Source organism: Bounagaea algeriensis (assembly GCF_054491375.1).
In genome coordinates this window covers 469,096-493,522 of record NZ_CM137102.1, presented here as the reverse complement: position 1 = coordinate 493,522, position 24,427 = coordinate 469,096, and the positions used below count along the sequence as shown (strand labels likewise).

Here is a 24,427-nt window from a genome sequence, read left to right as displayed (position 1 = left end):
CGGACGGTTCTGCCGTCGCCTCGTGGTCGTCCCTCCGGCACGCGGTGCGGGCGGCGCCCCCGGACCGCCCGCACCGCTCCCCCTCTCCCGCTCAGCGGGTGGTGTAGCCGCCGTTGGGGAACAGCGTCTGGCCGGTGAACCACCAGCCGTCGGTTACCAGATGATGGATGATCGGGGCGATGTCTTCGAGTTGGGTCAACTGGTTGCCCAGAGCCTGGGACTGGTGGAACGCGACGCGTTGATCGTTCTCCTGCGGGTAGAAGAACGGGGTGTCCATCGGCCCCGGTGCGACCGTGTTGACCGAGATGCCCCTGTCCGCGAACTCCTTGGCCGCCGCCCGGGTGAAGTGCTCCAGCGGGGCCTTGCCGCCGGCATAGGTGGAATAGCCATCGGTGAACGCCGCTTGCAACGACGTGCCCAGGCTGACGATCTTGCCGTGGTCGTTGAGCCGGCGCCCGGCCTCCTGGAGGAAGAAGTACGCCGCCTTGGCGTTGACGGCGAACATCCGGTCGTATTCCTCCTCGGTGGTCTCCAGGATGGGCTTGCGCAACACCATCCCGGTCGTGTTGACGGCGACATCGACCCCGCCGAAGGTGTCCACCGCCTGGTCGAACAACCGTCGCACCTGGCCGACCTGGGTCAGGTCGCCCTGCACGGCGATCGCCTGCGACCCCGCGGCCTGCACCGCGCCCACGGTCTTGTCCGCCTCGCTGTCGGAGCTGCGGTAGTGCACCACGACCTTCGCGCCGTCCTCGGCGAACCTCGTCGACAGCAACCCACCCAGGTTCTTCTCGCCGCCGCCGATCACCACGACCTTGTCCTGCAGCGTTCCCGCCATGAGCGTCACTCCTGCGTCGTTTCGAGCTGCCGGGCGAATCTCGCCGGATGCGCCCACGACGCTAGGTACCCGACCGCGTTGCGGGGAAACGCAGTTTTCTTGTCGGCCCACAACCGCGCGCGACTTCTCCCCGGGCAGCCGGCGCCAGGACCACCGGAGCGAGCGGCGGACGCGGCGCACCTCCGCAGCGGCCGGTGCCAGCCCGGCGGACGCGGAGCGACCCGAGAACCGACGAGGTGCCTCGGTGGATGCATGACTTCCCGAGCGGAACCGGCGGACCGCACCGCGCGTTGTCACCCGGCCCCGCGTCACGGGTTCGAGCCCGCTCGATCCAGCGCCGGGTGCGGCGAGTTCCGCGGCTCAGTAGAGGTGGCGCTGGTCGGAGTCGACGGGCACGTGCAGCAACGACGGCCCCACCCGGGAACTCATCTCCGCGGGCAGCGCGGTCTCCAGGTCCTCCGGTTCGCGCACCAACCGCGACGGGCAGCCCATGCTGTTCGCCAGCGCGGCGAAGTCGATGCCGCCGAGGTCCACGCCCGGCAGCTTCTCCCCTCCCCCGGCCTCACCGAGGACCGCCACGGCCGCGTAGCGCGAGTTGTCCAGCACCACGAACGTCACCGGTGCCTGCTCGGCCACCGCCGTCCACAGTGCCTGGACGCCGTACATGCTCGCCCCGTCACCGAGCACCGCCACGGTGCGCTGGTGGGGATCGGCCATCCCGACGCCCACCGCGGCGCCGATGCCGTAGCCCAGCGCTCCGGAGAACCCGGTGAAGAAGCCGCCGTCGGTGGAGCGGATCGGCAGGTACTCGTGCAGGTCGTTGCGGTGGCTCGGCGTCTCCTCCACCACCGGGGCACCGTCCGGCAGGTTCCGCTGGATCGCGTCGAACACGTAGGCCGCGGTCATCGGCGACGTGGCGGCGGGCTGGCGCGGACGCGCGTACCCGTCCGGCTGCGCGCGGCTCAGCGGTTCCACGCGCTGCTCCACCTGCCGCACCGCGTGCCGCATCGCCCCGAGCACACCCTGCCCCTGCCGCGCGCGGGCGAGGACGTCCGGATCGTCGTGCACGATGAACGTCTCGGGCAGCTCGTGCTCGGCCTCGCCGCGGTAGACGTGGAAGGTGAACGCGGGCGCGCCCCACACGACGACGAGGTCGTAGGCGCGCAGCGACTCGGTCAGCAGCCGCTGCTCGGGTTGCAGGAACCCGGCGAAGAGGCCGTGGTCCTCCGGGAACGAGCACCGCGGCGACATCGGTGCGGCCCACACCGCGGCCCGCGTCTTCTCCGCCAGCCGCACCATGTCGTCGACCACGCCGTCGGCGTCCACTTCCGGTCCGACGACGAACGCGGGGCGGCGGCACTCGCGCAGGCGCGTGGCCAGCTGCGCCACGACTTCCGGGTCGGGCGCGAAGCCAGGCGTGCGCGGCCGCGCCTCGACCTCCGCACCGGGTTCGTCCCAGTCGTCGGCCGGGATGGACAGGAACACCGGGCCGTACGGCGGGGTCGTGGCCATCTGGTGCGCGCGCACCAGCGCCGCCGGCACGTCGGCCGCCCGGGCCGGCTCGTAGCTCCACTTGACGTACGGCTTGGGGAACTGGGCCGCGTCCCGCGCGCCGAGGAACGGCTCGTCGAACATGAGCGTGCGCGTCTGCTGCCCGGCGGTGATGATCAGCGGGGTGCGGTTGCAGCAGGCCGTGAACACCGCGCCGAGGGAGTGCCCGACACCGCCGGCGGAGTGCAGGTTCACCAGCGCCGGCTCCCGGCGCGCCTGCGCGTAGCCGTCGGCCATGGCCACGACGGAGGATTCCTGCAGGCCGAGGACGTAGCGGAAGTCGTCGGGCCATTCCGTCAGGAACGGCACCTCGGTCGTGCCCGGGTTGCCGAACACCGTGGTCAGCCCGAGCTGCCGCATCAGCCCCCTGGTGATGTCGCGCACCGTGCGGTGCTCACCACTCATCGATCGCGTCCTCCCTCGTCGCGCCCCGTTGCGAGCAACAGCTCCTCACGCGGGTCGCAGCCTCGTCGCGACCCGCGCGGTTCGTGCAGCGAACAACTGCAGAACACCACACTAACGAGGGGCGCTGCCAGATCACATTCGTCACCCGCCCGGCCGGCCCGCCGGAGCGCCGGCAAGACCGTCCGGGGCGCGGGACTCACCCGTTCCGCACCGGGCCGAAGCACACGGTCCGCGGCGGGTTCGAGAACCAGTACCGCCCTTCCCGCTCGGAGCAGACGTTGTCCGCGTCGCTGCGGTCGGCGACCTTGGTGACCTGTTGCACGTTCGGCTCGCCGCACTCCCGCGACACCGGCAGGAAGCCCTGCTCCGCGCGGTAGGCGCTCAGGCAGTCGCCCACCACGACGTCCAGGGCCATGCAGTAGGTCGTGTCCTCGTGGACGTTGTAGAAGCTGCCCGAGCAGCCCTTCGGGGCGCGCCCGTCGAGCACGCGGAGCACCTCGTAGTCGGAGTCGGGTGCGCCGCAGTCGGTCTCGCTCACCGCACCGCCGTACTCGCCCTGCAGCGAGACGCATCGCCCGCCTGCACATCACCCGATCCCAGCGCCCACACCGCGCCGAGCGCGGCACCCAGCACGACGACGGCGCCGCCCGCGATGCCGAGGATCAGCCCCGGCCGCCCCTTGCGGGGCGGTTTGCGCTGCGGACCGCCCGCCGCGACCCGGCGCCAGAAGTCCTGCCCGCCACCCGCCCCGTAGGGCCTGCCCATCTGCGGCGGGCCCGCGTATCCGCCCGGGTACTGCCCGGCTGCCTGCGGGTCCTGCCCCGGCTGCGGATGCCGCCCCCAGCCAGGGGGCTGGTTCCATCCCTGCGGGGGACCCGGCGCCCCCGGCTGCGGCGGATAGCTCACTGCCCCTCAAGCCTCCTTCGCTCTCGCTGCGGGAAACCTAGCTCACGCGCGCACGCGGGCGAAGGCGGATCGGACCTGCGGCGGGAAGCCCCTTCGGCGCGCTTCCCCGGCTTGGCGGGGTGGCGCGCGGTGGAATACTGGGCCGCGGACCTACGCGCCGCGGAGCGCGACCCGTTTCCGCTGATCACGTCTGGAGCGCACCGTTGACCGACGGACCACTGATCGTCCAGTCCGACAAATCGGTCCTGCTCGAAGTCGGCCACGAGCTGGCCGACGACGCGCGGACCGCGATCGCGCCGTTCGCCGAGCTGGAACGCGCCCCGGAGCACGTCCACACCTACCGGATCACGCCGCTGGCGCTGTGGAACGCCCGGGCGGCCGGGCACGACTCGGAGCAGGTCGTGGACGCGCTGGTCTCGCACTCGCGGTACCCGGTTCCGCAGCCGCTGCTGGTCGACATCGTCGACACGATGGGCCGCTACGGGCGGCTGCAGCTGTCCAACGACCCGGTGCACGGGCTGATCCTCACCGCGCTGGACCGCGCGGTGCTGGAGGAGGTGCTGCGCAGCAAGAAGGTCGCACCGATGCTCGGGCAGCGGCTCGACCAGGACACGGTGATCGTGCACCCGAGCGAGCGGGGCCGGCTCAAGCAGGCGCTGCTCAAGGTCGGCTGGCCGGCCGAGGACCTGGCCGGCTACGTCGACGGCGAGCACCACCCGATCGACCTGGAGGAGAACGGCTGGCAGCTGCGCGACTACCAGCAGCAGGCGGTGCAGTCGTTCTGGGCCGGCGGCTCGGGCGTGGTCGTGCTGCCGTGCGGTGCGGGCAAGACGCTCGTGGGCGCGGCGGCGATGGCGCGGGCGCGGGCCACCACGCTCATCCTCGTGACGAACACGGTCGCCGGTCGCCAGTGGAAGCGCGAGCTGGTCGAGCGCACCTCGCTGACCGAGGACGAGATCGGCGAGTACTCCGGGGAGAAGCGCGAGATCCGCCCGGTCACGATCGCCACTTACCAGGTGATCACGCGCCGCAGCAAGGGCGAGTACAAGCACTTGGAGCTGTTCGACACCCGCGACTGGGGCCTGGTCATCTACGACGAGGTGCACCTGCTGCCCGCGCCGGTGTTCCGCATGACCGCGGACCTGCAGTCGCGGCGGCGCCTCGGGCTGACGGCCACGCTGGTGCGCGAGGACGGCCGCGAGGGCGACGTGTTCTCGCTGATCGGCCCGAAGCGCTTCGACGCGCCGTGGAAGGAGATCGAGGCGCAGGGCTGGATCGCCCCGGCCGAGTGCACCGAGGTGCGGGTGACGTTGACCGACGACGAACGCCTCGAGTACGCCACGGCCGATGCCGACGAGCGCTACCGCGTCTGCTCCACCGCGCGCACCAAGGCGGGCGTCGTGCAGTCCATCTTGGACCAGCATCCCGGCGAGCCGACGCTGATCATCGGGGCGTACCTGGAGCAGCTGCACGAACTCGGCAAGGCGCTGGACGCCCCGGTGGTGGAAGGCTCCACGAAGAACAAGGAGCGCGAGGCGCTGTTCGACGCGTTCCGCCGCGGCGAGGTCAACCGGCTCGTGGTCTCCAAGGTCGCGAACTTCTCCATCGACCTGCCCGAGGCCTCCGTGGCCGTGCAGGTCTCCGGCACTTTCGGTTCCCGCCAGGAGGAAGCGCAGCGGCTGGGGCGGTTGATGCGGCCGAAGGCGGCGCAGCGGCAGGCGCACTTCTACTCCGTGGTCGCACGGGACACGTTGGACACCGACTACGCCGCGCACCGGCAGCGGTTCCTCGCCGAGCAGGGCTACGCCTACCGGATCACGGACGCCGACGACCTGCAGGGCCCCTCCGTGGATTCGCACGTGTGACATCAGCGAAGATGTTTCGCGACGAGGAGCACCGATGATGCCGAACCCGTCCCGTGCAGCCGGGCGAGCGGCTACGGTGCTCAGCGAGCCGACAGTGTCCGCACACGGGAGATCGGATTGACCACGGAACAGGAACGTGCCGCGCTGGGTGGTGCGCACCGGTTCAAGGGGCTCGCGGAGAACCTGGAGCACCACGCGGGCGTGCCGACCGGGGCGGAACCGCCGAACGTGCACGGCGGGGACCGCGGATACGGACTCGTGTTCTTCCACCTGGACCGGTACCACCTGAGCACGGTCATCAGCAGCGGCCTGCGCTTCCAGCCGATCGGTGCCGAACCCGCGCAGGAACTCGCGTGCAGCGTCTACAAGGAGCAGGCCGAGGCCGCGCGGCACCTGGTCGACATCACCGCGGAGTTGTTGCTGCACAACAGCACCTACCTGGTGCCGGACCAGATCGTGCCGAACGAGCAGCCGCTGCTGCCGAACACGGAGTTCCACGGCGTGCTGGCCAGCGGCCACCCCATGTTCCCTCCCGAGTTCACGCGGTTCACCGACGAGCACGGCGCGGAGCAGCTGCAGGTGTTCACCCTGCTGCCGGTCACCCTCGGCGAGCTGAACTTCATCCTGGACAACGGGGTGACCCGGCTGCGGCAGGAGTGGGCGCGCTTCGAGGTCGACGTGTTCGACCTCGGGCGGCCGAGCGTCGCCTGAACCGGACGTCCGCGGGCCGGTGCTGCGGCGCAGGAACCTCCGGGCGGTTCCGATTGCCGGACCGGCCGGTGCGGGTAGCCGTGAGGTATGGAACGCAGTTCGCGCCGGAACCGGTACTCCGAAGGACTGCCCGGATACCATGATGTGCTGGCCCGTCTCACCGGAGCCCCCTCGGGGCGCAGCGCGCTGACGCTGCGGTTGTGGCTGGCCGGGCTGGGCTTCGTCCTGTTGGCCGCCGCCACCGTGGTGGCGTTCGTGTTCGTCCCCGACAGGCCCTGGCTCGGTTGGATCCTCGCGTTGTTCGCGCTGATCGCGGCGGCCAACATCGCCTGGGTCGCCTACCGCAAGCTGCGGGGCGAACCCGGCTAGGCGAGCGTCGGTGCGCCGCCCGCGGCGACGGGCGAGGGGCGGGCCCGCCGCTGAGGAACGCACCGACGAAGGGATGAGCATGTGCGCGCAGAACGGCTTGGTCCGGTTGGGCGAACTGGACGCGGTGCGGGTGTTCGGACTGCCGATGCGCGACACCTTCCGCGGCGTCACGGTCCGCTACGGGATCCTGCTGCACGGCCCGAACGGCTGGGGGGAGTTCTGCCCGTTCGAGGACTACGCGGACACCCCGTCGGTGCCCTGGCTGCGCACCGCCCTCGAATCCTGCACGGGCGACTGGCCCGCACCCGTCCGCGACCGGGTCCCGGTCAACTGCACCGTGCCGGTGGTCTCGCCGGAGTCGGCCGCGCGCATCGTCGCCGCCTCCGGCTGCACCACGGCGAAGGTCAAGGTCGCCGACGCCTCCGCCGCGCCGCACGAGGACCTGGCCCGAGTGGAAGCCGTGCGCAGCGCGCTCGGCCCGTCCGGCGCGGTCCGCGTGGACGCCAACGCCGCGTGGGACGCCGACACCGCGGTGCGGCGCATCCGCGAGCTCGACCGCGCCGCCGGTGGCCTCGAGTACGTGGAACAACCCTGCCCGAGCGTGGCGGAGCTCGCGGCGGTGCGCAGGCGGGTGGACGTGCGCATCGCCGCTGACGAATCGATCCGCCGCGCCGAGGACCCGCTGCGCGTGGCCCTCGCCGAGGCCGCCGACGTCGCGGTCATCAAAGCCGCCCCGCTCGGCGGGGTGCGCACCGCGCTGCGCGTCGCCGAGGCGAGCGGACTGCCCTGCGTGGTCTCCTCGGCCGTGGAAAGCAGCGTCGGTCTGGCCGCGCAGCTCGCGCTCGCCGGGGCGCTGCCGCAGCTGCCGTTCGCCTGCGGCCTGGGCACCGTGGCCCTGCTGGACGGCGATGTCGTGGCGGAACCGCTGCTGCCGCAGCGCGGCAGCCTGCCGGTGCCGCGGCGCGCACCGGAACCGGATCCGGCGCAGGTGGCCGCGGCGACACCGCCGGCCGAGGTGCAGCGCCGGTGGTTGGACCGGTTGCAGCGGGTCAACGCGCTCGCCGAAGCGGCGTGAACCGGTCGTGACCGGTGTCCGCCCACGACCCGTCCGCCGCGGGCGGGCGCGGCCGCGACGTGCCCACCGCGGCCAGGGAGGTCGCACCGCGGCCAGGGAGGTCGCACCGCGGCCGGGGCGATCCGCACCGGCCGCGGTCCCGGCGCGGATCGCCCCGGCCCGGCACCGCAGTCCCGGCGCGGCCGCACCAGGCCGGCACATGCCGCAGCCGGGGCAAGGGTGTCAGCCCGCACCGCCGCAGCTGGCGCTCGCGGAGCTCACCTGTTGCGGCTCACTTGTTGTTGCGGCTCTTGTTGCGGTGGCGCCGCCGCAACAGGCGCAGCAGCACGAACACGACAACAGCCGCGGCGAGGGCCGGCGCCAGCCGCCTGAGCATCGGTGCGCCTGCTGTGTCCAGCAGGTCGATCGCTTCCGGCTCCTGAGCGGCGTGCCGCGGAGCGTTGTTCGCGGCCGTCGAACCCGTCGAGCTCGGCGCCGTCACCCGCCAGCCCGACCGCTCGCCCTGCGCGGAACCCGCGGTTTCCGGGGCCGGGCGGTCGCCGTTGGCGCTCGTCCCGGCCGCACCGGCGGCTGCTGCTCCGGCAGCCGCAGCACCAGCGGCAGGAGCGGCGCTGCCCGCCTGCTCGGCCGAGCTGGCGGAACGGGGCTCCGCGGCCTGCGCACCGGTCGGCTCCCCGGCACCCTGGGTTTGCCCGGAACTCTGGGTTGGTTCGGAACCCTGGGTTTGTCCGGAACTCTGGGGTTGTCCGGCACCCTGGGTTTGCCCGGATCCCTGGGCAACCGACTCCGCGGCCGTGCCCTGCGCGGGCTCCTCCGCGGTCTCCGCACCGGCGAGCCGCTCGGCCAAGCAGTCGGCGAACTGGTTGATGAGCTTGCCGCCGACCTCGGAGATGAGACCGCGGCCGAGCTGCGCCGGCTTGCCGGTGATCTTCAGGTCGGTGTCCACCCGCACGGCCGTCGTGCCGCCGTCCTCGGACAGGGTGGCCGTGACCGTGGCGGCCGCGGTGCCGTTGCCGCGCGAGTCCTTGCCGCTGGCGTCCAGGACGACCCGCCGCGCCGACTCGTCGACCTCGGAGAAGGTGCCGTTGCCCTTGTACAGCAACGTGACCGGGCCGAGCTTGACCTTCACCGAACCGGAGAAGTCGCTGCCCTCGACGCTGCTGAGCGTGGCCCCGGGCATGCACGGGGCGACCCGCTCGGGATCGAGCAACGCCTCCCAAGCCACGTCGACCGGCACCGGGACGGTGAAGTGGTGCTCCATCTGCACTGGCGAATCCTCCTACCGATGGCGGCCGGCCCCTCCGGGCCGGCGTGGGCTCCGTCGGATCGTAGTCGGCGACAGTTGTTGTCGCTGCACCAACATCATGCTCGCTCGCGTCCGCGCACGACAGTCTTCCGCGGCACCGGCGAGCCGCCGGCCGGGGCGCGCGGCGGCCGGGGCCCGTGCGCGCCCCGGCCGCCGGAGCACCCCTGACGCGTCAGCCGCCCGCCGCGGCGAGCACGGCACGCCCCGTGAGCACCTCGGCGAGCTGGCGGCGGTAGGCCGGGTCCGCGTTGGCGTCCTCGGCCGGCTCGGTGCCCTGCGTGGCGTACCGCGCGGCTTCCCGCACCGCCTCGGAGGTGGCGGGCTGGCCCACCAGGGCCCGTTCGACCGCGGTGGCGCGCACCGGGGCCGGTCCCATGTTGGTCAGACCGATCCGCGCCTGCGCGATCGTGCCCTGGTCCACCCGCACCGCGGCGGCCACGCCCACGATGGACCAGGCCTGCGCCACCCGGTTGAACTTCTCGTAGCGGCCCTGCCACCCCGTCCACTTCGGCATGCGCACCTCGACGAGGATCTCGTCCGGTTGCCGCGCCGTGGTGAAGTAGTCGAGGAAGAACTCCGCGGCAGTGACGGTGCGACGCCCGGACGGGCCGGCCAGCACCATCTCCCCGTCCAACGCGAGCACCGGCGCCGGCAGGTCACCCGCCGGGTCGGCGTGCGCCAGCGCGCCGCCGAACGTGCCGCGGTGCCGCACCTGCGGATCGGCCACGGTGCGCGTGGCCAGCGACAGCAGCTCCGCGTGCCGACGCACCAGGTCATCGCGCATGACGTCGTGGTGCGTGGTCATCGCGCCGATGACCAGCATGTCGCCGTCCTCGCGGACGCCGCGCATCTCCGGGATGCGGCCGAGGTCGACGACCGTGCCCGGGTCGGCCATCCGCATGCGCAGCACCGGCAGCAGGCTGTGCCCGCCGGCCAGCACCGTGGCGTCCTCGCCCGCGGAGGACAGCGCGGTGACCGCTTCATCCACCGTGGACGGTGCTTGGTATTCGAATTGCGCCGGAATCACTCGGAACCTCCCTGCCGGGACTGGTTGAGGGCGTGCCACACCCGGTTCGGCGTGCACGGCATCGTTACGTCCTGCACTCCGTCGGGACGCAGCGCGTCCACGACCGCGTTGACCACTGCCGGGGTGGAGGCGATCGTGCCCGCCTCGCCCACGCCCTTGACGCCCAGCTCGTTCGACTCCGCACGCGTCTCGGTGCGGTCGGTGGTGAACTCGGGCAGGTCCGTCGCCGAGGGGATGAGGTAGTCGGCGAACGTGGCGGTGGTCAACGTGCCCGACTCGTCGTAGGAGGCCTCCTCGAAGAGCGCCTGCGCGATGCCCTGCGCCAGGCCGCCGTGCACCTGGCCCTCCACGATCATCGGGTTGACCACGGTGCCCACGTCGTCGACGCAGACGTAGGAGCGCAGCCGCACCCCGCCGGTCTCGGTGTCCACTTCGGCCGCGCACAGGTGCGTGCCGTGCGGGAAGGAGAAGTTCTCCGGATCGTAGGTGGCCTCGGCGTCCAACCGGGGCTCGACACCGTCCGGCAGGTCGTGCGCGGTGAACGCGGCCAGCGCCACGTCGGCCAGCGTCGTCGACCGGTCCGTGCCCCGCACCCCGAAGCGCCCGCTCGTGAACTCGACGTCGGCCTCGGAGCACTCCAACATGTGCGCGGCGATCGGTTTCGCCCGCTCCAACACCCTGTCGGCCGCCTGCACCACGGCCATGCCGCCCACGGCCAGCGACCGCGAGCCGTAGGTGTCCAGTCCGCGCGGGCTGCTCTGCGTGTCACCGTGCAGCACTTCGACGTCGTCGAAGTCGACGCCGAGCCGTTCCGCCGCGATCTGGCTCCACGCGGTCACGTGCCCCTGCCCGTGCGGCGAGGTGCCGGTGACCACCTCGACCTTGCCGGTGGGCAGCACGCGGATCGAGGCGTCCTCCCAGCCGCCCGCGCCGTAGGACAGCGAACCGAGCACGCGCGAGGGCGCCAGGCCGCACATCTCGGTGAACGTGGACACGCCGATGCCCAGGCGCACCGTGTCACCGCGGCGGTTGCGCTCGGCCTGCTCGGCCCGCAGCGCGTCGTAGTCGAACAGCTCGGTGGCGCGGTTCGTCGCCGCGGCGTAGTCACCGGAGTCGTAGGTCAGCCCGGCGACCGTGTCGTACGGGAACTCCTCGATCCAGTTCTTCCGCCGCACCTGGAGCGGATCCATCCCGGCCTCCGCGGCCAGTTCGTCCATCATGCGCTCGATGCCGAACGTGGCCTCCGGCCGCCCGGCGCCGCGGTAGGCGTCGGTCGGGGTCTTGTTGGTGAACACGTTCGTGCAGCTGAAGTGGTAGGCGGGGAACTTGTAGATCGCGTTGAACATGAGCGCGCCGAGGATCGGCACGCCCGGCGTGACCAGGCGCAGGTACGCACCCATGTCGGCGAGCAGCTCCACCTTGAGCCCGGTGACCGTGCCGTCGGAGCGCGCCGCCAGCGACAGCCGCTGCAGCTGGTCGCGGCCGTGGTGCGCCGAGACCATCGCCTCCGAGCGGCTCTCGGTCCACTTCACCGGCGCGCCGAACTGCCGCGCCGCGAGGAACGCGAGCACCTCCTCCGGCGTGACCTGCAGCTTGCCGCCGAAACCGCCGCCAACGTCGGGGGCGATCACGCGGATCTTCTGCTCCGGCACGCCCAGCGTCATCGACAGCATGAGCCGCAGGATGTGCGGCACCTGCGTCGCCGAGTGCACGGTGAACTGCTCCCCGGTGGGGTCGACGACGACCGAGCGGGGTTCCATGAACGACGGGATGAGCCGCTGCTGGCGGAACGTGCGGTCGACGCGGATGTCGGCCTCGGCCAGGGCGCGTTCCACGTCCCCGCCGGTGCCGGCCTGGGCGGAGTCGAACGTCCAGGTCGCGTTGCGGTTGGTGCCGAGGTCCTCGTGCACCAGCGGCGAGCCCGCCTGCAGCGCCGAGTCCATGTCGAGCACCACCGGCAGCTCGTCGTAGTCCACGTCGATGGCGTCCATCGCGTCGTGCGCCTCGGCGGCGCTGCGGGCGGCGACCATGGCCACGGCCTCACCGGCGAAGCGGACGGTGTCCACGGCCATCGGCGGCGCGGACGGGTGGGCCATGTCCTCGGTGATCGGCCAGGCGCAGGGCAGGCTGCCCTGCTCGTCGGCGAGGTCCCGGCCGGTGAGCACCGCGTGCACCCCGGACATCTTGCGGGCCTCGGTGGTGTCGATGCCGGTGATGCGGGCGTGCGCGACCGGGCTGCGCAGGATCGCCAGGTGCAGCGTGCCCGTGGGGGCGATGTTGTCGGTCCACCGGGTGCGTCCGGTGATGAGGCGGGCGTCCTCCTTGCGCGGGCGGGCGCGTCCGAGTTCGGGTTCCGCTACTGATGTCATGCCTGCCGACCTCCGGTGACTTCGTGCTCCTCCTCGGTCGCCGGCGTGCGCGGCGAGGGGGTGCTGCCTTCCGCGGCGGCGGGTTGCATCGGCTCCGCGCCGCTGCCGCGCATGCGCTGGGCCGCGTCCGCGACCGCGTGCACGATGTTCTGGTAGCCGGTGCAGCGGCACAGGTTGCCCTCGAGTCCTTCGCGGATGCTCTCGGAGTCCGGTTCGGGGTCCTCGGCGAGCACGTCGAGCGCCTGCATGATCATGCCCGGTGTGCAGAATCCGCACTGCAGCGCGTGGTTGTCGTGGAACGCCTGCTGCATCGGGTGCAGCTGTCCGTCGCTGGCCAGTCCTTCGACCGTGGTGATGTCGCTGCCGTCGGCCTGCACGGCCAGCACGGAGCAGGACTTCACGCTGTGCCCGTCCATGTGGACGGTGCAGGCTCCGCAGTTGCTGGTGTCGCAGCCGACGACCGTGCCGGTCTTGCCGACCCGCTCCCGCAGGTACTGCACGAGCAGCGTGCGGGGTTCGACTTCGTCGGTGTAACGCGTTCCGTCGACGGTGACGGTGATCCGCGGCATGGGGGCCTCCCTGGGTTCCGTCCGCGGGCGGACGTGAACGAGCGGTTCCCGGTTTCGTGGTGGGACCGGTGCGGACGAGTGCGGATCCGGGTCGCACGCGCGACGCGCCCGACCCGGATCGTCGGCTCCCGGTGGCCCGCGTTCCGGCACCGCCGCAGCGCGTCCGAACGCCTTCCGGCACCGCACGCCTACTGACCGCCTTCGGCACCGCAGCATCTTCCAGACACCGCTTTCCGGCGCCGCAGCGCCTTCCAGGCACTGCCTTCCGGCACGCCGCAGCGAGCGGACCGTGTTGCCACCGACTCCCCGGACTCCTCCGCCCGAGTGACTCATGTCACTGGGCTCGAGCGTGCTACGTCCACCCGCTCGGAGCAAGAGAACACGCCCGAGCATCACCCACCCGGAGGCCACAGGTCCGCGCAACGGACAACACCGCTCGCCGGTCGGACCCTCCCCGCGGAGGCGACCGCTCCCACGAAGGCGACCCCTCCCGCGGAGGCGACCGCTCCCGCGAAGCGGCGACCTCCCTGGCGGAACAGCAAACCCGCGCAGAAGCAAGCGCCTCACCCGAACGAGCGGCGCGCATTCAGCGCCCCGACGGGGCGGGTGGACATTTCTCGAGAAACGTCGGCGACATTTCTCGAGAAATGTCCAAACCCCTGGGCACACCAGCCAAGGTGCACTCCGCCAGGTCCTGCGGGGCCGGACGTGCGGGAGGGCCGGACGTGCGGCGGGGTCAGTCGTGGTGGATCGCGCCGGTCGTCTCGGACAGCCTGCTGCCGTCCCCGCCCCACCGGGCGGCGATGAGCTCCGCGGCGATCGACACCGCCGTCTCCTCCGGGGTGCGCGCCCCCAGATCCAGCCCGATCGGCGAGGCCAGCAGGGCGATCTCGCCCTCGGTCATCCCGTTGTCGCGCAACCGCTGCACGCGGTCGTCGTGCGTGCGCCGCGAGCCCATCGCCCCGACGTAGCCGAGTTCGTGGCGCAGCGCCACCTCCAGCACCGGCACGTCGAACTTCGGATCGTGCGTGAGCACCATGACCGCGGTGCGCCCGTCCAACCGCCCCGCCTCGGCCTCCGCGGCCAGGTAGCGGTGCGGCCAGTCCACGACCACTTCGTCGACCTCGGGGAACCGGCTGCGCGTGGCGAACACCGGCCGCGCGTCGCACACCGTCACCCGGTAGCCCAGGAACGAGCCCATGCGCGCCATCGCGGCGGCGAAGTCGATCGCGCCGAACACGAGCATCCGCGGCGCGGGCTCGAAGGAGTTCACGAACACCCGCATGCCCTCGCCGCGCCGCTCACCCCGCGCGCCGTACTCGAGCGTGCCGGTGCGGCCGCTGGCGAGCATGCCGCGCGCGTCGTCGGCGACCGCGTCGTCGACGCGGCCGGGCTGGACCCCACCGGCGACGCGGTCCTGCCAGACCACGAGCCTGCGGCCCACCCAACCGGACTCGGGATGCTGCACGACCGTGGCCACGGCCACCGGCTCCTCCTGCCGGACCGACTCGACCACGCTGCCCAGCTCGGGAAACGTCGTCGCATCGACCCGGTCCACGAACACGTCGAGGATTCCGCCGCAGGTCAGCCCCACGGCGAACGCGTCGTCATCGCTGACGCCGTAGCGCTCCAGCACCGGCTCGGAACCCTCGAGCACCGTCCCGGCGCGTTCGTAGACAGCACCCTCGACGCACCCGCCGGAAACGCTGCCCACCGCTTCGCCCTGCTCGGTCACCAGCATCGCAGCACCCGCGGGACGCGGCGCCGACCGGAACGTGGCGACCACGGTGCCCAGACCCACCGACTCGCCCGCCTCCCAGTGCTTCGCCAATCGATCGAGGACGTCACGCACCGCGCACCTCCAGTCGTCGAAACCGTCCACGCGCCCCGGAAGTAGTTCCGAGCCGCACGCCGCGGCACCCTAGCGGCCGCGGCCCCCGCTGACACCGGTGCCGCCGCTGTCCGGGACGCCGGCCGCCGGAGCGACCGGTTCCCCACCAGAGTGCGCCAACCGGTGCACCCACGACCAGAGCTCACGCAGCGCCTCGAGGCTGTGCCCGGCGATCATCCGATCAACGTGCGGCAGGGCCGCCACAATTCCCGACTGCACGGGCCGGTACTCGGAACTGCCCGCGTGCGGATTCGCCCACAGCACCGCGCGCGCCAACCGCCGCAGCCGCCGCGTCTGCGCCCCCAGCTCACCGGCGTCACCACGTTCCCACCCGTCCGAGAACAGCACCACGACCGCACCGCGGGCCAGCCCGCGCTGCCCCCACCGGTCGAGGAACACGCGCAGCGTGTCGCCCAGCCGAGTTCCCCCGGAGAAGTCCGGGACGACGCGGGAAGCCGCCGCCAGCGCCGCTTCCGGATCGCGCTGCCGCAACTGGCGGCTCACCCGGGTCAAGCGCGTGCCCAGGGTGAACACTTCGGTGCTGTGCGGGGCGCGCCGCGTGACCACGTGCGCGAACCGCAGCAGCGCGTCCGCGTACGGGGCCATCGACCCGGACACGTCGACGAGCAGCACCACCCGCCGCGGCCGCCGCGACCGGCGCTGACGCGGCATGCGCACCGGCTCCCCGCCGGAGCGCACCATTTCCCGCAGCACCGCCCGCGGGGACAGCTCGCCCCGCCGGGACCGGCGCAGCCGCAGCGCCGGACGGCTCGGCGGATCCGGCCGCAGCACCGACAGCAACCGCCGCAGGTGGTCCCGCTCCGCTTCGCCGAGATCGGCGATGTCCCGGTTGCGCAGCACCTCCGCGTCGCTGGCAGCCGCGGCCAGCGGATCGTCGGCGGCGTGCTCCGCCGCGTCCTCGGGTGCGGACAGCGCGGCGATGCGCGCAGGCTGCGGCCGCGGCCGCTGCTCGACCGACCGCTGCGGGGAACTCCCGGCGAACCAAGCGGCGAACGCGGTGTCGTAGGTCGGCAGGTCGTCCGGCTCCGAGCACAGCGTCACCCGCCCCGCCCAGTACACGCCGCTGCGGTCACCGAGTCCGACCTCGGCGGCCGCTTCGAGGAACGCCTGCACCCGCGTCGGCCCGCACGCCATGCCTGCGTGCCGCAGCACCCGGGCGAACCCCAGCAGTCCGGTCAAGCCCACCGGGAAATCCCCGCCGACGGGACCACCGCCGACAGAACCACCTCCGACGGGACCACCATCCGAACCGGTTCCGCCGGATCCGCGGGGCTCCTCCGCCGCAGGCACGTTCCCGTCCGCTCGCATACGCCGGTCACGCCCCCAGCACGTCCGCGGCTTGCACGCGTTCGGCGTCCTCGCGGTACTTCAGCACAGCGCCGAGGGTGTGCGCGGCGGTTTCCGTGTCCAGCTCGGAGCGGTCCAGCGCCACCAGCGCCTGCGCCCAGTCCAGCGCCTCGGCCACGCCCGGCGGTTTGAGCAGCTCCAGCCCGCGCATCCGCTGCACCGCCCCGGCGACCTGTTCGGCCAGCCGCTGCTCGATGCCGGGCAACCTGCGACGCAGGATCGCCGCTTCCCGCTCGAGCGAGGGGTGCTCCAGCCAGTGGTACAGGCAGCGGCGCTTCAGCGCGTCGTGCACCTCGCGGGTGCGGTTCGACGTCAGCAGCACGATCGGCGGCTCCTCCGCGCGCACCTCGCCGAACTCGGGAATGCTCACCGCGTATTCGGACAGCACCTCGAGCAGGAACGCCTCGAACTCATCGTCGGCGCGGTCGATCTCGTCGACCAGCAGCACGCACGGGGCCTGGCGCAGCGCGCGCAGCAGCGGCCGGTCCAGCAGGAAACGCGTGGTGTACAGCGCGGACTCGGTGTCGTCCACGTCCAGCGGCCCGTCCGCAGCGGCCTCCACGGTCCGCAGGTGCAGCAGCTGCCGCGGGAAGTCCCAGTCGTACAGCGCCTGCGCGGCGTCGATGCCCTCGTGGCACTGCAACCGGATCAACCGCAGCCCGAGAGCGCTCGCCAGCGCCTGCGCCAGCGCGGTCTTGCCCGTGCCCGGCTCCCCCTCGCACAGCAGGGGGCGGCGCATCCGCATCGACAGGAACGCGGACGTGGCGATCCCGTCGTCCGGCAGGTAGCCGGTCTCGTCCAACGCCCTCGCCACATCGGCCGGGTTCTGCATCCCGAACGCGTCTTCCACCGCCATGCCGCCGAGCCTATGCCACGCACCGCGCTGCGGGCGATCGTCGCGGCGCGTCGAGGCCGGGGAGAATCGGACGGGAAGCCCGACGACCGAACCCGGTGAACATGAGCCGATTCGCAGCACTGCCCGCGCACGTCGAAACGCACCTCGGCCGGGTGCTCGGGGCGGACAGCAAGCAGACGGACCAGCGTCTGCGCGACTACCACCTGGTGCGCTGCCGAGAACCGGACGGCGCGCACGTCTCGGTACTGTCCAGCGGGCTGCGCGACGAGCTGTGCGGCGCGCCGCTGCCGCAGGAGGTGCTGTGCACGATGCGGGCCGAGCAGCAGCGCTACGCGCACCACCTCACCGGTGTGGTCGCCGAGCTGCTCGCCGACAGCGGCAGCCGTCTCGGGTACGGGGCCCTGATCACCAACGACCGGCTGCTGCTGCCGGAGACGGAGATCGCCGGCGCCCTGGCCGCGCCGCACCCGTACCTCGGCGAGGAGTTCGACGTGCTGCTCGACGCGGCCGGAGTTCCCGCCCTGCAGCTGGTCACGCTCATCCCCGTCAGCCGCGGCGAAGCGCAGCTCGCGGCACGGCAGGGCACCGACGCGCTGTACGACCGCTGGGAAGAGCACCGGGTGGATCTCCGCGATGTGCACCGCCCCACCGTGGTGTGATGCCGCCCCACCGTGGTGTGGTGCCGCGCCGCCGTGGTGTGCTCGCGATTGCTCGGGCAGGCGGTGGGGGTGACGGGGACCGCGGTGGGCCCGGTGGGCAGGTGGACATTTCTCGAGAAACGTCGCGCACTTTTCTCGAGAAAAGTCCAACCTCCCGGGCGGGTGCGGTGCCGTTGCGAGCGGGAGGTCGGGGTAGCTCGGCAGCGCCGGAACGAGAAGCCGAATCAGAATCAGGGGCAGCTCGGGGTTGCGCCCGGGACGAGTCAGGGGCGTTTCCGGACGTGTCCGTGCCAGCTGCCGCGGCATCGTGCGGATATGACCGAAAACGCGCACACCGCCGCCGCCACCGCGGCCCCGCACGCCCCCACCGACGCCTCGCGGCGGTTCCGCCGCGACCGCAGCGACGCGATGCTCGCCGGCGTCTGCGCGGGCGCGGCGAACCTGCTCGGCATCGACGCGACGATCGTCCGCGTGCTGCTCGTCGTCGCCACCCTGTTCGGGTTCGGCACCGGGATCCTGCTGTACCTGGCCTGCTGGCTCATCGTCCCCGAGCACCGGTGACAGCCTCATGGACCGCGCGGATCGGCGGCCGCACGCCTGGACGCGCCGGCCCGCCAGGCGAGCGGCGAAGCCGCTTCCTCGTCACGCACGCAGTCCGACCCGCCGGGGGTTCGCCGGCGCTGGGCCTCGCGAGGACAGCCCCGGCAGTGCTGCCCCCGTCCGGGGAGGGTGGTCGGGGGCAGCTGGGAGGGTGGTCGGGGGCAGCTGGGAGGGTGACCGGGGCGGCTGGGAGTAGGTCGCTACCCGATGTCGGGGATCCCGCAGCCCGACCCGCCGGAGATTCCCCCACCCGACCCGCTACGCCAGCCACCCCGCGGACTCTCTTCTTCACAGCTGCGGCGAGCTGGCCACGAACTGGTCGAGCACCCCGTCGGCCAGGCGCACCGGCCCCTGCGGCCGCGTCTCACCGGGGATCGTCCGCACCTGCTCGGCCTGCTGCCGCGCCTGCGCGGCCCGGTCGAACTCCGCCGCGGCCCGCTGCTCGTCGCCGTCCGCCCGCGCCTGCAGGGCGTCGAGGGTGTGCACCAGCGCCTCGCCCCACAGGTCGGTGGCACGCAGCCACGGTTCGGCATCGGCGACGAAGTCCGAGTCGGCGCCCTGCCGGATCCGTTCGGGCGCGTTCCGGATGCGTTCGGCGTAGCGGCGCAGCCCGGCCACGGCCTCCGCCTGCTCGCCCCGGCCCCAGGCCGCGCGGAAGGAGCCGATCCGCTCGGCCAGGCCCGGCGCCGACGGCAACCACGGCTGGCCGCTCGCCAGCGGCGCGCGGTGGTTCAGGTCGAACAGCACCATGAGCGCCTCGGCGGTGCGCTGGTCGGGGCGGAAACCGGGATCGCCGAGGAAGCTGTCCCCGGCGAGCTGGTCCGCGGCGGCGCGCCAGGCCCGCTGCGGGTCGAAGTCCTCGTCGTTCCAGGCGAAGTCGGCGGCACCGACCTGCACGACCTTGCTGGCGGCGGCCTGGTTCATCGGGTTGACCACGACACCGCTGGTGTGCTCGGAAAGCCCCTTCTCGCGCTTGGCGTACGGACCGAGCATCAGCCGCCCCTCGGTCTCGTCGAAGTCGTTGACCGGGTAGTTGTCCCAGATGATCGGCGGTCGTCCCCAGACCTTCTCGGCCTGGCGCGCATCGGCGGTGGTGATGCCGTCCGGGATGACGCCGTCACCGGTCCACATCAGCGCCACGTCCGGGTTGAGCGCACTGCGCAGCGCGGTCTTGTAGGGCGAGTCCTCGATCTCGGAGTACTCGGTCGGCACGGTCTGCAGCGGTGCGCTCCCCTCGTGCGTGGCGATGAACTCCTCCTGCACCCGGTTGAGCACGTCGGCCTGCGCGCGCCCGGCCGCTTCCGGTGACGCCGGCCCGTACGCGGCCCGGTCGGCGGAGCAGTTCCACGAGGTGTAGTCGATGTCGTCGAAGAGCACCTGGAAGTCGCGCACGCCGTTGTCGTAGAGCTGCTGGAGCTTGCCCTGCAGCTGCGCCACGTCCTCCGGGTCGCTGAAGCACAGCGACGTGCCCGGGTGCAGCGCGAAGGTGAACTTGACGTGGTGGCGCTGCGCCTGCTCGATCAGCTCGCGCAGTTCGCCGAGCTCCTCCTCCGGGTAGGGCTCGTACCAGCGCTCGCGGTGGTACGGGTCGTCCTTCGGCGCGTAGACGTAGGTGTTGAGCTTGTTCTCGCCGTAGAAGGCGAGCTGGTTCATCCGCTCCTCGTGCGTCCACGGGCTGCCGTAGAAGCCCTCGATGGCACCGCGGAGGGGTGTCGCGGGCGTGTCGGTGACCTCGGCCCCGGCGATCCGGCCGGGCGAGGTGAGCTGCCGCAGCGTCTGCACCCCGTAGTAGACGCCCGTGCTCGTCTGCGCGCCGATGAGCACCTCGGGGATTTCCGCGTCGGCGCGCACCGCCAGCTGGTAGCCCTCCTCGCCGAGCTCCTCGACGGGGTCCATGCCCGCGCGCTGCAGACCGCGCATGTTCGTGGCCCCTTCGCGGTCGCCGATGCGCACGCGCAGCGCGATGTCGTCGCGGCGCTGCCCCGGTTCGCGTTCGACCACCCGGTCGGCGCCGGCCTGCCGCAGCACGCGCGTCGCCAGCTCGCGGGTGGGCTGGTCGGCCATCGGGTCGACGAGGAGCTCCACCGTGCCGGTCACGCGGGCGTCGTCGCCGAGCCGGGAGATCTCGTCGGGCTGCGGGGTCACGCGGGGCAGCGGGTCGGAGGCGGGCAAGGGCTCCGGCGGCTGGGCGGGCTCGGACGTGCCACCGCCCTGCGGGGAGCCGCCGGTGCACCCGGCGAGCACGGCGGCGCTGAGCAGCAGCGCCACTGCGCAGCGCCTGCGGTGCCGGATCCTGCGGTGGAGCATCCCGCCTCCCAGCCGGAGTCGTGTCGTCGTGCCTCGACGCGGAGATCGATTCATCCTCGCACGCCTGCCGGGGCTGCGGGAGTGCGCGCCGCGGGCGTTGTCGCTCGTGCACGATTGCAGTGCCTGCCCTCCCGACGCGCGAAAGGGGCCGCCCCCCGCCGGAGCGGGAGCGGCCCCTTCGCAGACAGAACCAGGCGGAATCCCACGCGGGGCGGGATGGCCGGGGGGTCTTACATCATGCCGCCCATGCCACCCATGCCGCCCATGCCGCCCATGGGGTCGCCGCCGCCGGCGGCTTCACCGCCACCGCCGCCGTTCTTCTCCGGCTTGTCGGCGACCACGGCCTCGGTGGTCAGGAACATGCCGGCGATCGAGCCCGCGTTCTGCAGCGCGGAGCGGGTGACCTTCGCCGGGTCGGTGACGCCGGCCGCGATCAGGTCCTCGTATTCACCGGTCGTGGCGTTGAGGCCCTGACCGGGCTGGAGACCGCGGACCTTCTCCACGACGACGCCGCCTTCCAGGCCGGCGTTGACGGCGATCTGCTTGAGCGGGCCCTCCACGGCCAGCTTCACGCTGTTGGCGCCGGTGGCCTCGTCGCCGGTGAGGTTGAGGTCGTCGAAGGCGGTCTGCGCGGCCTGCAGCAGGGACACACCGCCACCGGCGACGATGCCTTCCGTGACGGCGGCCTTGGCGTTGAGGACCGCGTCCTCGATGCGGTGCTTGCGCTCCTTGAGCTCGACCTCGGTGGCCGCACCGGCGCGGATGACGGCGACGCCGCCGGCGAGCTTCGCCAACCGCTCCTGCAGCTTCTCGCGGTCGTAGTCGGAGTCGGAGCGCTCGATCTCGCCGCGGATCTCGTTGACGCGGCCGGCGATCTGCTCGTCGTCACCGGAGCCCTCGACGATGGTGGTCTCGTCCTTGGTGATGACGACCTTGCGCGCCTGACCCAGCAGGTTCAGCTCGGCGTTCTCCAGCTTGAGGCCGACCTCCTCGCTGATCACAGTACCGCCGGTCAGCACGGCCATGTCCTGCAGCATCGCCTTGCGGCGGTCGCCGAAGCCCGGGGCCTTGACGGCGACGGACTTGAAGGTGCCGCGCATCTTGTTGACGACCAGGGTGGCCAGCGCCTCGCCCTCGACGTCCTCGCAGATGATCAGCAGCGGCTTGTTGGCCTGCATGACCTTCTCCAGCAGCGGGAGAACGTCCTTGATGTTGGAGATCTTGGAGCTCAGCAGCAGGATGTACGGGTCGTCCAGCGACGCCTCCATCCGCTCCTGGTCCGTGACGAAGTAGGGCGAGATGTAGCCCTTGTCGAAGCGCATGCCCTCGGTGAGCTCCAGCTCCAGGCCGAAGGTGTTGCTCTCCTCGACGGTGATGACGCCTTCCTTGCCGACCTTGTCCATCGACTCGGCGATGAGCTCACCGATCTGCTGGTCGCCGGCGGAGATCCCGGCGGTCGCGGCGATCTGCTCCTTGGTCTCGATCTCCTTGGCGTTCTTCAGCAGCTGCTCGGAGATCGCCTCGGTGGCCTTCTCGATGCCGCTGCGCAGGGCAGTCGGGCTGGCACCGGCGGCGACGTTGCGCAGGCCCTCGCGCACCAGCGACTGCGCCAGCACGGTGGCGGTCGTGGTGCCGTCGCCGGCGACGTCGTCGGTCTTCTTCGCGACCTCCTTGACGAGCTCCGCGCCGATCTTCTCCCAGGCGTCCTCGAGCTCGATCTCCTTGGCGATCGACACACCGTCGTTGGTGATGGTCGGCGCGCCCCACTTCTTCTCGAGCACGACGTTGCGGCCCTTGGGGCCGAGCGTCACCTTGACGGCGTCGGCGAGGCTGTTCATGCCGCGCTCAAGACCGCGGCGGGCGTCCTCATCGAACGCGATCATCTTGGCCATTGCGGTGTGGTCCTCCACCTGTCTGGGGCCGTGGAAGTGCTACGGCATTTCACGGCAGGACTCGTGCTCGGCCAGGCCCGGTGCCCGCGACGGACGACCGCCCGACGACACCGCCCCATGGTGTCGCCACCGACGGCCTCACCGTCCCGACCTGGCACTCGATTTTCCTGAGTGCCAATACCGTGTTTAGCACTCCCACACAGTGAGTGCAAGCAAGGGTGGTGCGTCTCCCCGCGAAGTCGACCGATGCGATGAAATCCCCGCAGCACCCCGCTCGCGGCACCGCGGCAACGACGTCACCCCGCGATCATGAAGCCGAACAGCACGACGATGACCAGCACCGCCACCCCGGCGAGCAGCGGCACGACCCAACGAGCCGCGCCGCCGCGGGACGAGTCGGCGGGCATCCGCGGCGAGCCTCCCGCACGCCCGCCGGGCCCCGCCCCCGGCTGCTGCGGCGCGCCGGGGAGGGGTGCCCGTCCTGCCGGGGGCTGGCCGGACGGGTGCTGGCCGGACGGGGGCGGCGCGGGCTGCCCCGGCGGTGCCGCTGGGCCTGCCGCTGGGCCCGCCGCTGGGGGCGGTCCGGCGGCGGGAGGCGCAGCGGCGGCGGGACTGCCGGAAGCGGGACTGCCGGAAGCGGGACCTGCCGCGCCGCCCGGAGCGGCGCCGGGCGCGGGTTGCGCGGCGTCGAACGCGCGCCGCAGCGCCCCGATGAGCGCGCGGCAGGAGCCGAAGCGCTCGCGCGGGTTCTTGGCCATGCCCGTGCGTACCGCCTCGTCCACCGCGGGCGGCACCGGCACGGCAGCGCTGACCGCCGGCGGCGGCGTGCTCAGATGCCCCTGGATGATCTGCTCCACCTCGCCCCGGAACGGAGCGTGCCCGGTCAGGCACGTGTAGACCACGCAGGCCAGCGAGTACAGATCGGTGCGGCCGTCCAGCGGATCACCGCGCAAGTGCTCGGGCGCGGCGTAGGTCGGCGAGCCGAGGAAGTCGCCGCTGGCGGTGCGGTGGCCGGTGGCGCCGCGACGGGTCAGCCCGAAATCGGCGAGGTAGGCGTGCTCCTGCGAACCACGGCCGGTGACCAGGACGTTGGCGGGCTTCAGGTCGAGGTGCACCAGCCCCTGCTCGTGCAGCGTGTCGAGCGCCTCGGCGACCTGTCCGAGCAGGTCGATCGCGCGCGGCGGCGAGAGCGGACCGTCGGCGACGAGACCGGCCAGGTCGGAACCGTCGACCAGCCGCATCGCGAGGTAGAGCACGCCGTCGATCTCGCCGAAGTCGTACAGCGGCACGATGTTCGGGTGGTCGATCGCCGAGGTGTTGCGCGCCTCGTCGACGAAGCGCTCGCGGAACTCGGCATCACCGGTGATGTTCTCGGCCATCACCTTCAGCGCGACCTTGCGTCCGAGCCGGACGTCGGTCGCGCGGTACATCACGCTCATCCCGCCGCGACCGAGCACGCCGTCGATCCTGTAGTGGCCCAAACGGCTTCCGGTGAGGTCTTCCGACACGGCAGCAGCCTAGCGTTCCGGCACCGGCGCCGTCGGCGGGTCCGCACGCGCCCGCTGGCAGCGGCCCCTCATGCGGGCCTGCTTCGCGGACGGGCCCGGTGCGCTCGTGCAACCGAGCCCGCCGATGAGGTGCTTATGAAGCCTCGGAGACCTTGCGGACGCCGTCGGCCTGGGTCCTTCCGTCACGACCCGCCTTGACTTCGAACTCGACCTGATCACCTTCGTCCAGGGTGCGAAACCCCGACATGTTGATCGCGGTGTAGTGCACGAAGACGTCCGACTCACCCTCGACAGCGATGAAGCCGTAGCCCTTCTCCGAGTTGAACCATTTGACCGTGCCTACCGCCACGGCGTC

General features: G+C 72.3%; 21 protein-coding genes. 6 read left to right on the top strand and 15 right to left on the bottom strand.

What is annotated here, in order from left to right; genetic code table 11:
- Positions 1 to 91 precede the first annotated feature (91 nt).
- From ACVGV2_RS02200 to ACVGV2_RS02185, 4 genes are all read right to left on the bottom strand, one after another.
- Entirely contained in the window at positions 92 to 838 is a 747-nt protein-coding gene (locus ACVGV2_RS02200) for an SDR family oxidoreductase (protein ID WP_459164374.1), read from the bottom strand.
- A 360-nt stretch (positions 839 to 1,198) separates the two neighbouring features.
- On the bottom strand, positions 1,199 to 2,794 hold the full coding sequence (mdlC, locus tag ACVGV2_RS02195) for a benzoylformate decarboxylase (RefSeq protein WP_459164373.1): 1,596 nt from the start codon (positions 2,792 to 2,794) through the stop codon (positions 1,199 to 1,201).
- Positions 2,795 to 2,990: 196 nt separating this feature from the next.
- Positions 2,991 to 3,332 (bottom strand): hypothetical protein, encoded by a 342-nt coding sequence (locus ACVGV2_RS02190; protein ID WP_459164372.1) that lies wholly within the window; start codon positions 3,330 to 3,332, stop codon positions 2,991 to 2,993.
- Positions 3,329 to 3,700, bottom strand: a complete 372-nt coding sequence (locus ACVGV2_RS02185; protein WP_459164371.1) for a hypothetical protein — start codon at positions 3,698 to 3,700, stop codon at positions 3,329 to 3,331. Before ACVGV2_RS02185 ends, ACVGV2_RS02190 begins: the two co-directional genes overlap by 4 nt.
- Positions 3,701 to 3,903: 203 nt before the next feature.
- Here ACVGV2_RS02185 and ACVGV2_RS02180 point away from each other — a divergent pair, with 203 nt between their 5' ends.
- The 4 genes from ACVGV2_RS02180 (at position 3,904) to ACVGV2_RS02165 (ending at position 7,720) form a co-directional block, all read left to right on the top strand.
- Positions 3,904 to 5,565, top strand: coding sequence for a DNA repair helicase XPB (locus ACVGV2_RS02180; RefSeq protein ID WP_459164370.1), 1,662 nt, complete (start codon positions 3,904 to 3,906; stop codon positions 5,563 to 5,565).
- A 117-nt stretch (positions 5,566 to 5,682) separates the two neighbouring features.
- A complete protein-coding gene (locus tag ACVGV2_RS02175; RefSeq protein ID WP_459164369.1) occupies positions 5,683 to 6,276 on the top strand; it encodes a suppressor of fused domain protein in 594 nt (197 codons plus the stop codon).
- Positions 6,277 to 6,363: 87 nt separating this feature from the next.
- A complete protein-coding gene (locus ACVGV2_RS02170) occupies positions 6,364 to 6,645 on the top strand; it encodes a hypothetical protein (RefSeq protein WP_459164368.1) in 282 nt (93 codons plus the stop codon).
- A gap of 79 nt (positions 6,646 to 6,724) precedes the next feature.
- Complete coding sequence (locus ACVGV2_RS02165) at positions 6,725 to 7,720, top strand: o-succinylbenzoate synthase (protein ID WP_459164367.1); 996 nt, start codon at positions 6,725 to 6,727, stop codon at positions 7,718 to 7,720.
- A gap of 271 nt (positions 7,721 to 7,991) precedes the next feature.
- Here ACVGV2_RS02165 and ACVGV2_RS02160 read toward each other — a convergent pair whose 3' ends face one another.
- The 7 genes from ACVGV2_RS02160 to ACVGV2_RS02130 all read right to left on the bottom strand — a co-directional run bounded on the left by ACVGV2_RS02160 (position 7,992) and on the right by ACVGV2_RS02130 (position 17,106).
- Positions 7,992 to 8,981, bottom strand: coding sequence for an SRPBCC family protein (locus ACVGV2_RS02160; RefSeq protein WP_459165839.1), 990 nt, complete (start codon positions 8,979 to 8,981; stop codon positions 7,992 to 7,994).
- Between the two features lie 217 nt (positions 8,982 to 9,198).
- Complete coding sequence (locus tag ACVGV2_RS02155) at positions 9,199 to 10,053, bottom strand: FAD binding domain-containing protein (RefSeq protein ID WP_459164366.1); 855 nt, start codon at positions 10,051 to 10,053, stop codon at positions 9,199 to 9,201.
- Complete coding sequence (locus tag ACVGV2_RS02150) at positions 10,050 to 12,422, bottom strand: xanthine dehydrogenase family protein molybdopterin-binding subunit (RefSeq protein WP_459164365.1); 2,373 nt, start codon at positions 12,420 to 12,422, stop codon at positions 10,050 to 10,052. Before ACVGV2_RS02150 ends, ACVGV2_RS02155 begins: the two co-directional genes overlap by 4 nt.
- On the bottom strand, positions 12,419 to 12,991 hold the full coding sequence (locus ACVGV2_RS02145; RefSeq protein ID WP_459164364.1) for a (2Fe-2S)-binding protein: 573 nt from the start codon (positions 12,989 to 12,991) through the stop codon (positions 12,419 to 12,421). The genes ACVGV2_RS02150 and ACVGV2_RS02145 overlap by 4 nt, the downstream gene beginning before the upstream one ends.
- Positions 12,992 to 13,727: 736 nt before the next feature.
- Positions 13,728 to 14,843: an XdhC family protein gene (locus tag ACVGV2_RS02140; RefSeq protein WP_459164363.1), complete on the bottom strand. Its 1,116-nt coding sequence runs from the start codon at positions 14,841 to 14,843 to the stop codon at positions 13,728 to 13,730.
- 69 nt (positions 14,844 to 14,912) lie between these two features.
- Entirely contained in the window at positions 14,913 to 16,037 is a 1,125-nt protein-coding gene (locus tag ACVGV2_RS02135) for a vWA domain-containing protein (RefSeq protein WP_459165838.1), read from the bottom strand.
- Between the two features lie 181 nt (positions 16,038 to 16,218).
- On the bottom strand, positions 16,219 to 17,106 hold the full coding sequence (locus tag ACVGV2_RS02130) for an AAA family ATPase (protein WP_459164362.1): 888 nt from the start codon (positions 17,104 to 17,106) through the stop codon (positions 16,219 to 16,221).
- 101 nt (positions 17,107 to 17,207) lie between these two features.
- On the opposite strand from ACVGV2_RS02130, the gene ACVGV2_RS02125 reads away from it, so the two are divergent.
- Positions 17,208 to 17,765, top strand: coding sequence for a suppressor of fused domain protein (locus ACVGV2_RS02125; RefSeq protein ID WP_459164361.1), 558 nt, complete (start codon positions 17,208 to 17,210; stop codon positions 17,763 to 17,765).
- 315 nt (positions 17,766 to 18,080) lie between these two features.
- A complete protein-coding gene (locus tag ACVGV2_RS02120) occupies positions 18,081 to 18,326 on the top strand; it encodes a PspC domain-containing protein (RefSeq protein WP_459164360.1) in 246 nt (81 codons plus the stop codon).
- A 327-nt stretch (positions 18,327 to 18,653) separates the two neighbouring features.
- Here ACVGV2_RS02120 and ACVGV2_RS02115 read toward each other — a convergent pair whose 3' ends face one another.
- The 4 genes from ACVGV2_RS02115 to ACVGV2_RS02100 all read right to left on the bottom strand — a co-directional run bounded on the left by ACVGV2_RS02115 (position 18,654) and on the right by ACVGV2_RS02100 (position 24,421).
- Complete coding sequence (locus ACVGV2_RS02115) at positions 18,654 to 20,672, bottom strand: beta-N-acetylhexosaminidase family protein (RefSeq protein WP_459164359.1); 2,019 nt, start codon at positions 20,670 to 20,672, stop codon at positions 18,654 to 18,656.
- Between the two features lie 230 nt (positions 20,673 to 20,902).
- Positions 20,903 to 22,564, bottom strand: coding sequence for a chaperonin GroEL (groL, locus tag ACVGV2_RS02110; protein WP_459164358.1), 1,662 nt, complete (start codon positions 22,562 to 22,564; stop codon positions 20,903 to 20,905).
- 296 nt (positions 22,565 to 22,860) lie between these two features.
- On the bottom strand, positions 22,861 to 24,072 hold the full coding sequence (locus ACVGV2_RS02105) for a serine/threonine-protein kinase (protein WP_459164357.1): 1,212 nt from the start codon (positions 24,070 to 24,072) through the stop codon (positions 22,861 to 22,863).
- 133 nt (positions 24,073 to 24,205) lie between these two features.
- Positions 24,206 to 24,421 carry a cold-shock protein gene (locus tag ACVGV2_RS02100; RefSeq protein WP_459164356.1) on the bottom strand — a complete coding sequence of 72 codons (216 nt, stop codon included), beginning with the start codon at positions 24,419 to 24,421 and terminating at the stop codon, positions 24,206 to 24,208.
- Between the last annotated feature and the right edge of the window lie 6 nt (positions 24,422 to 24,427).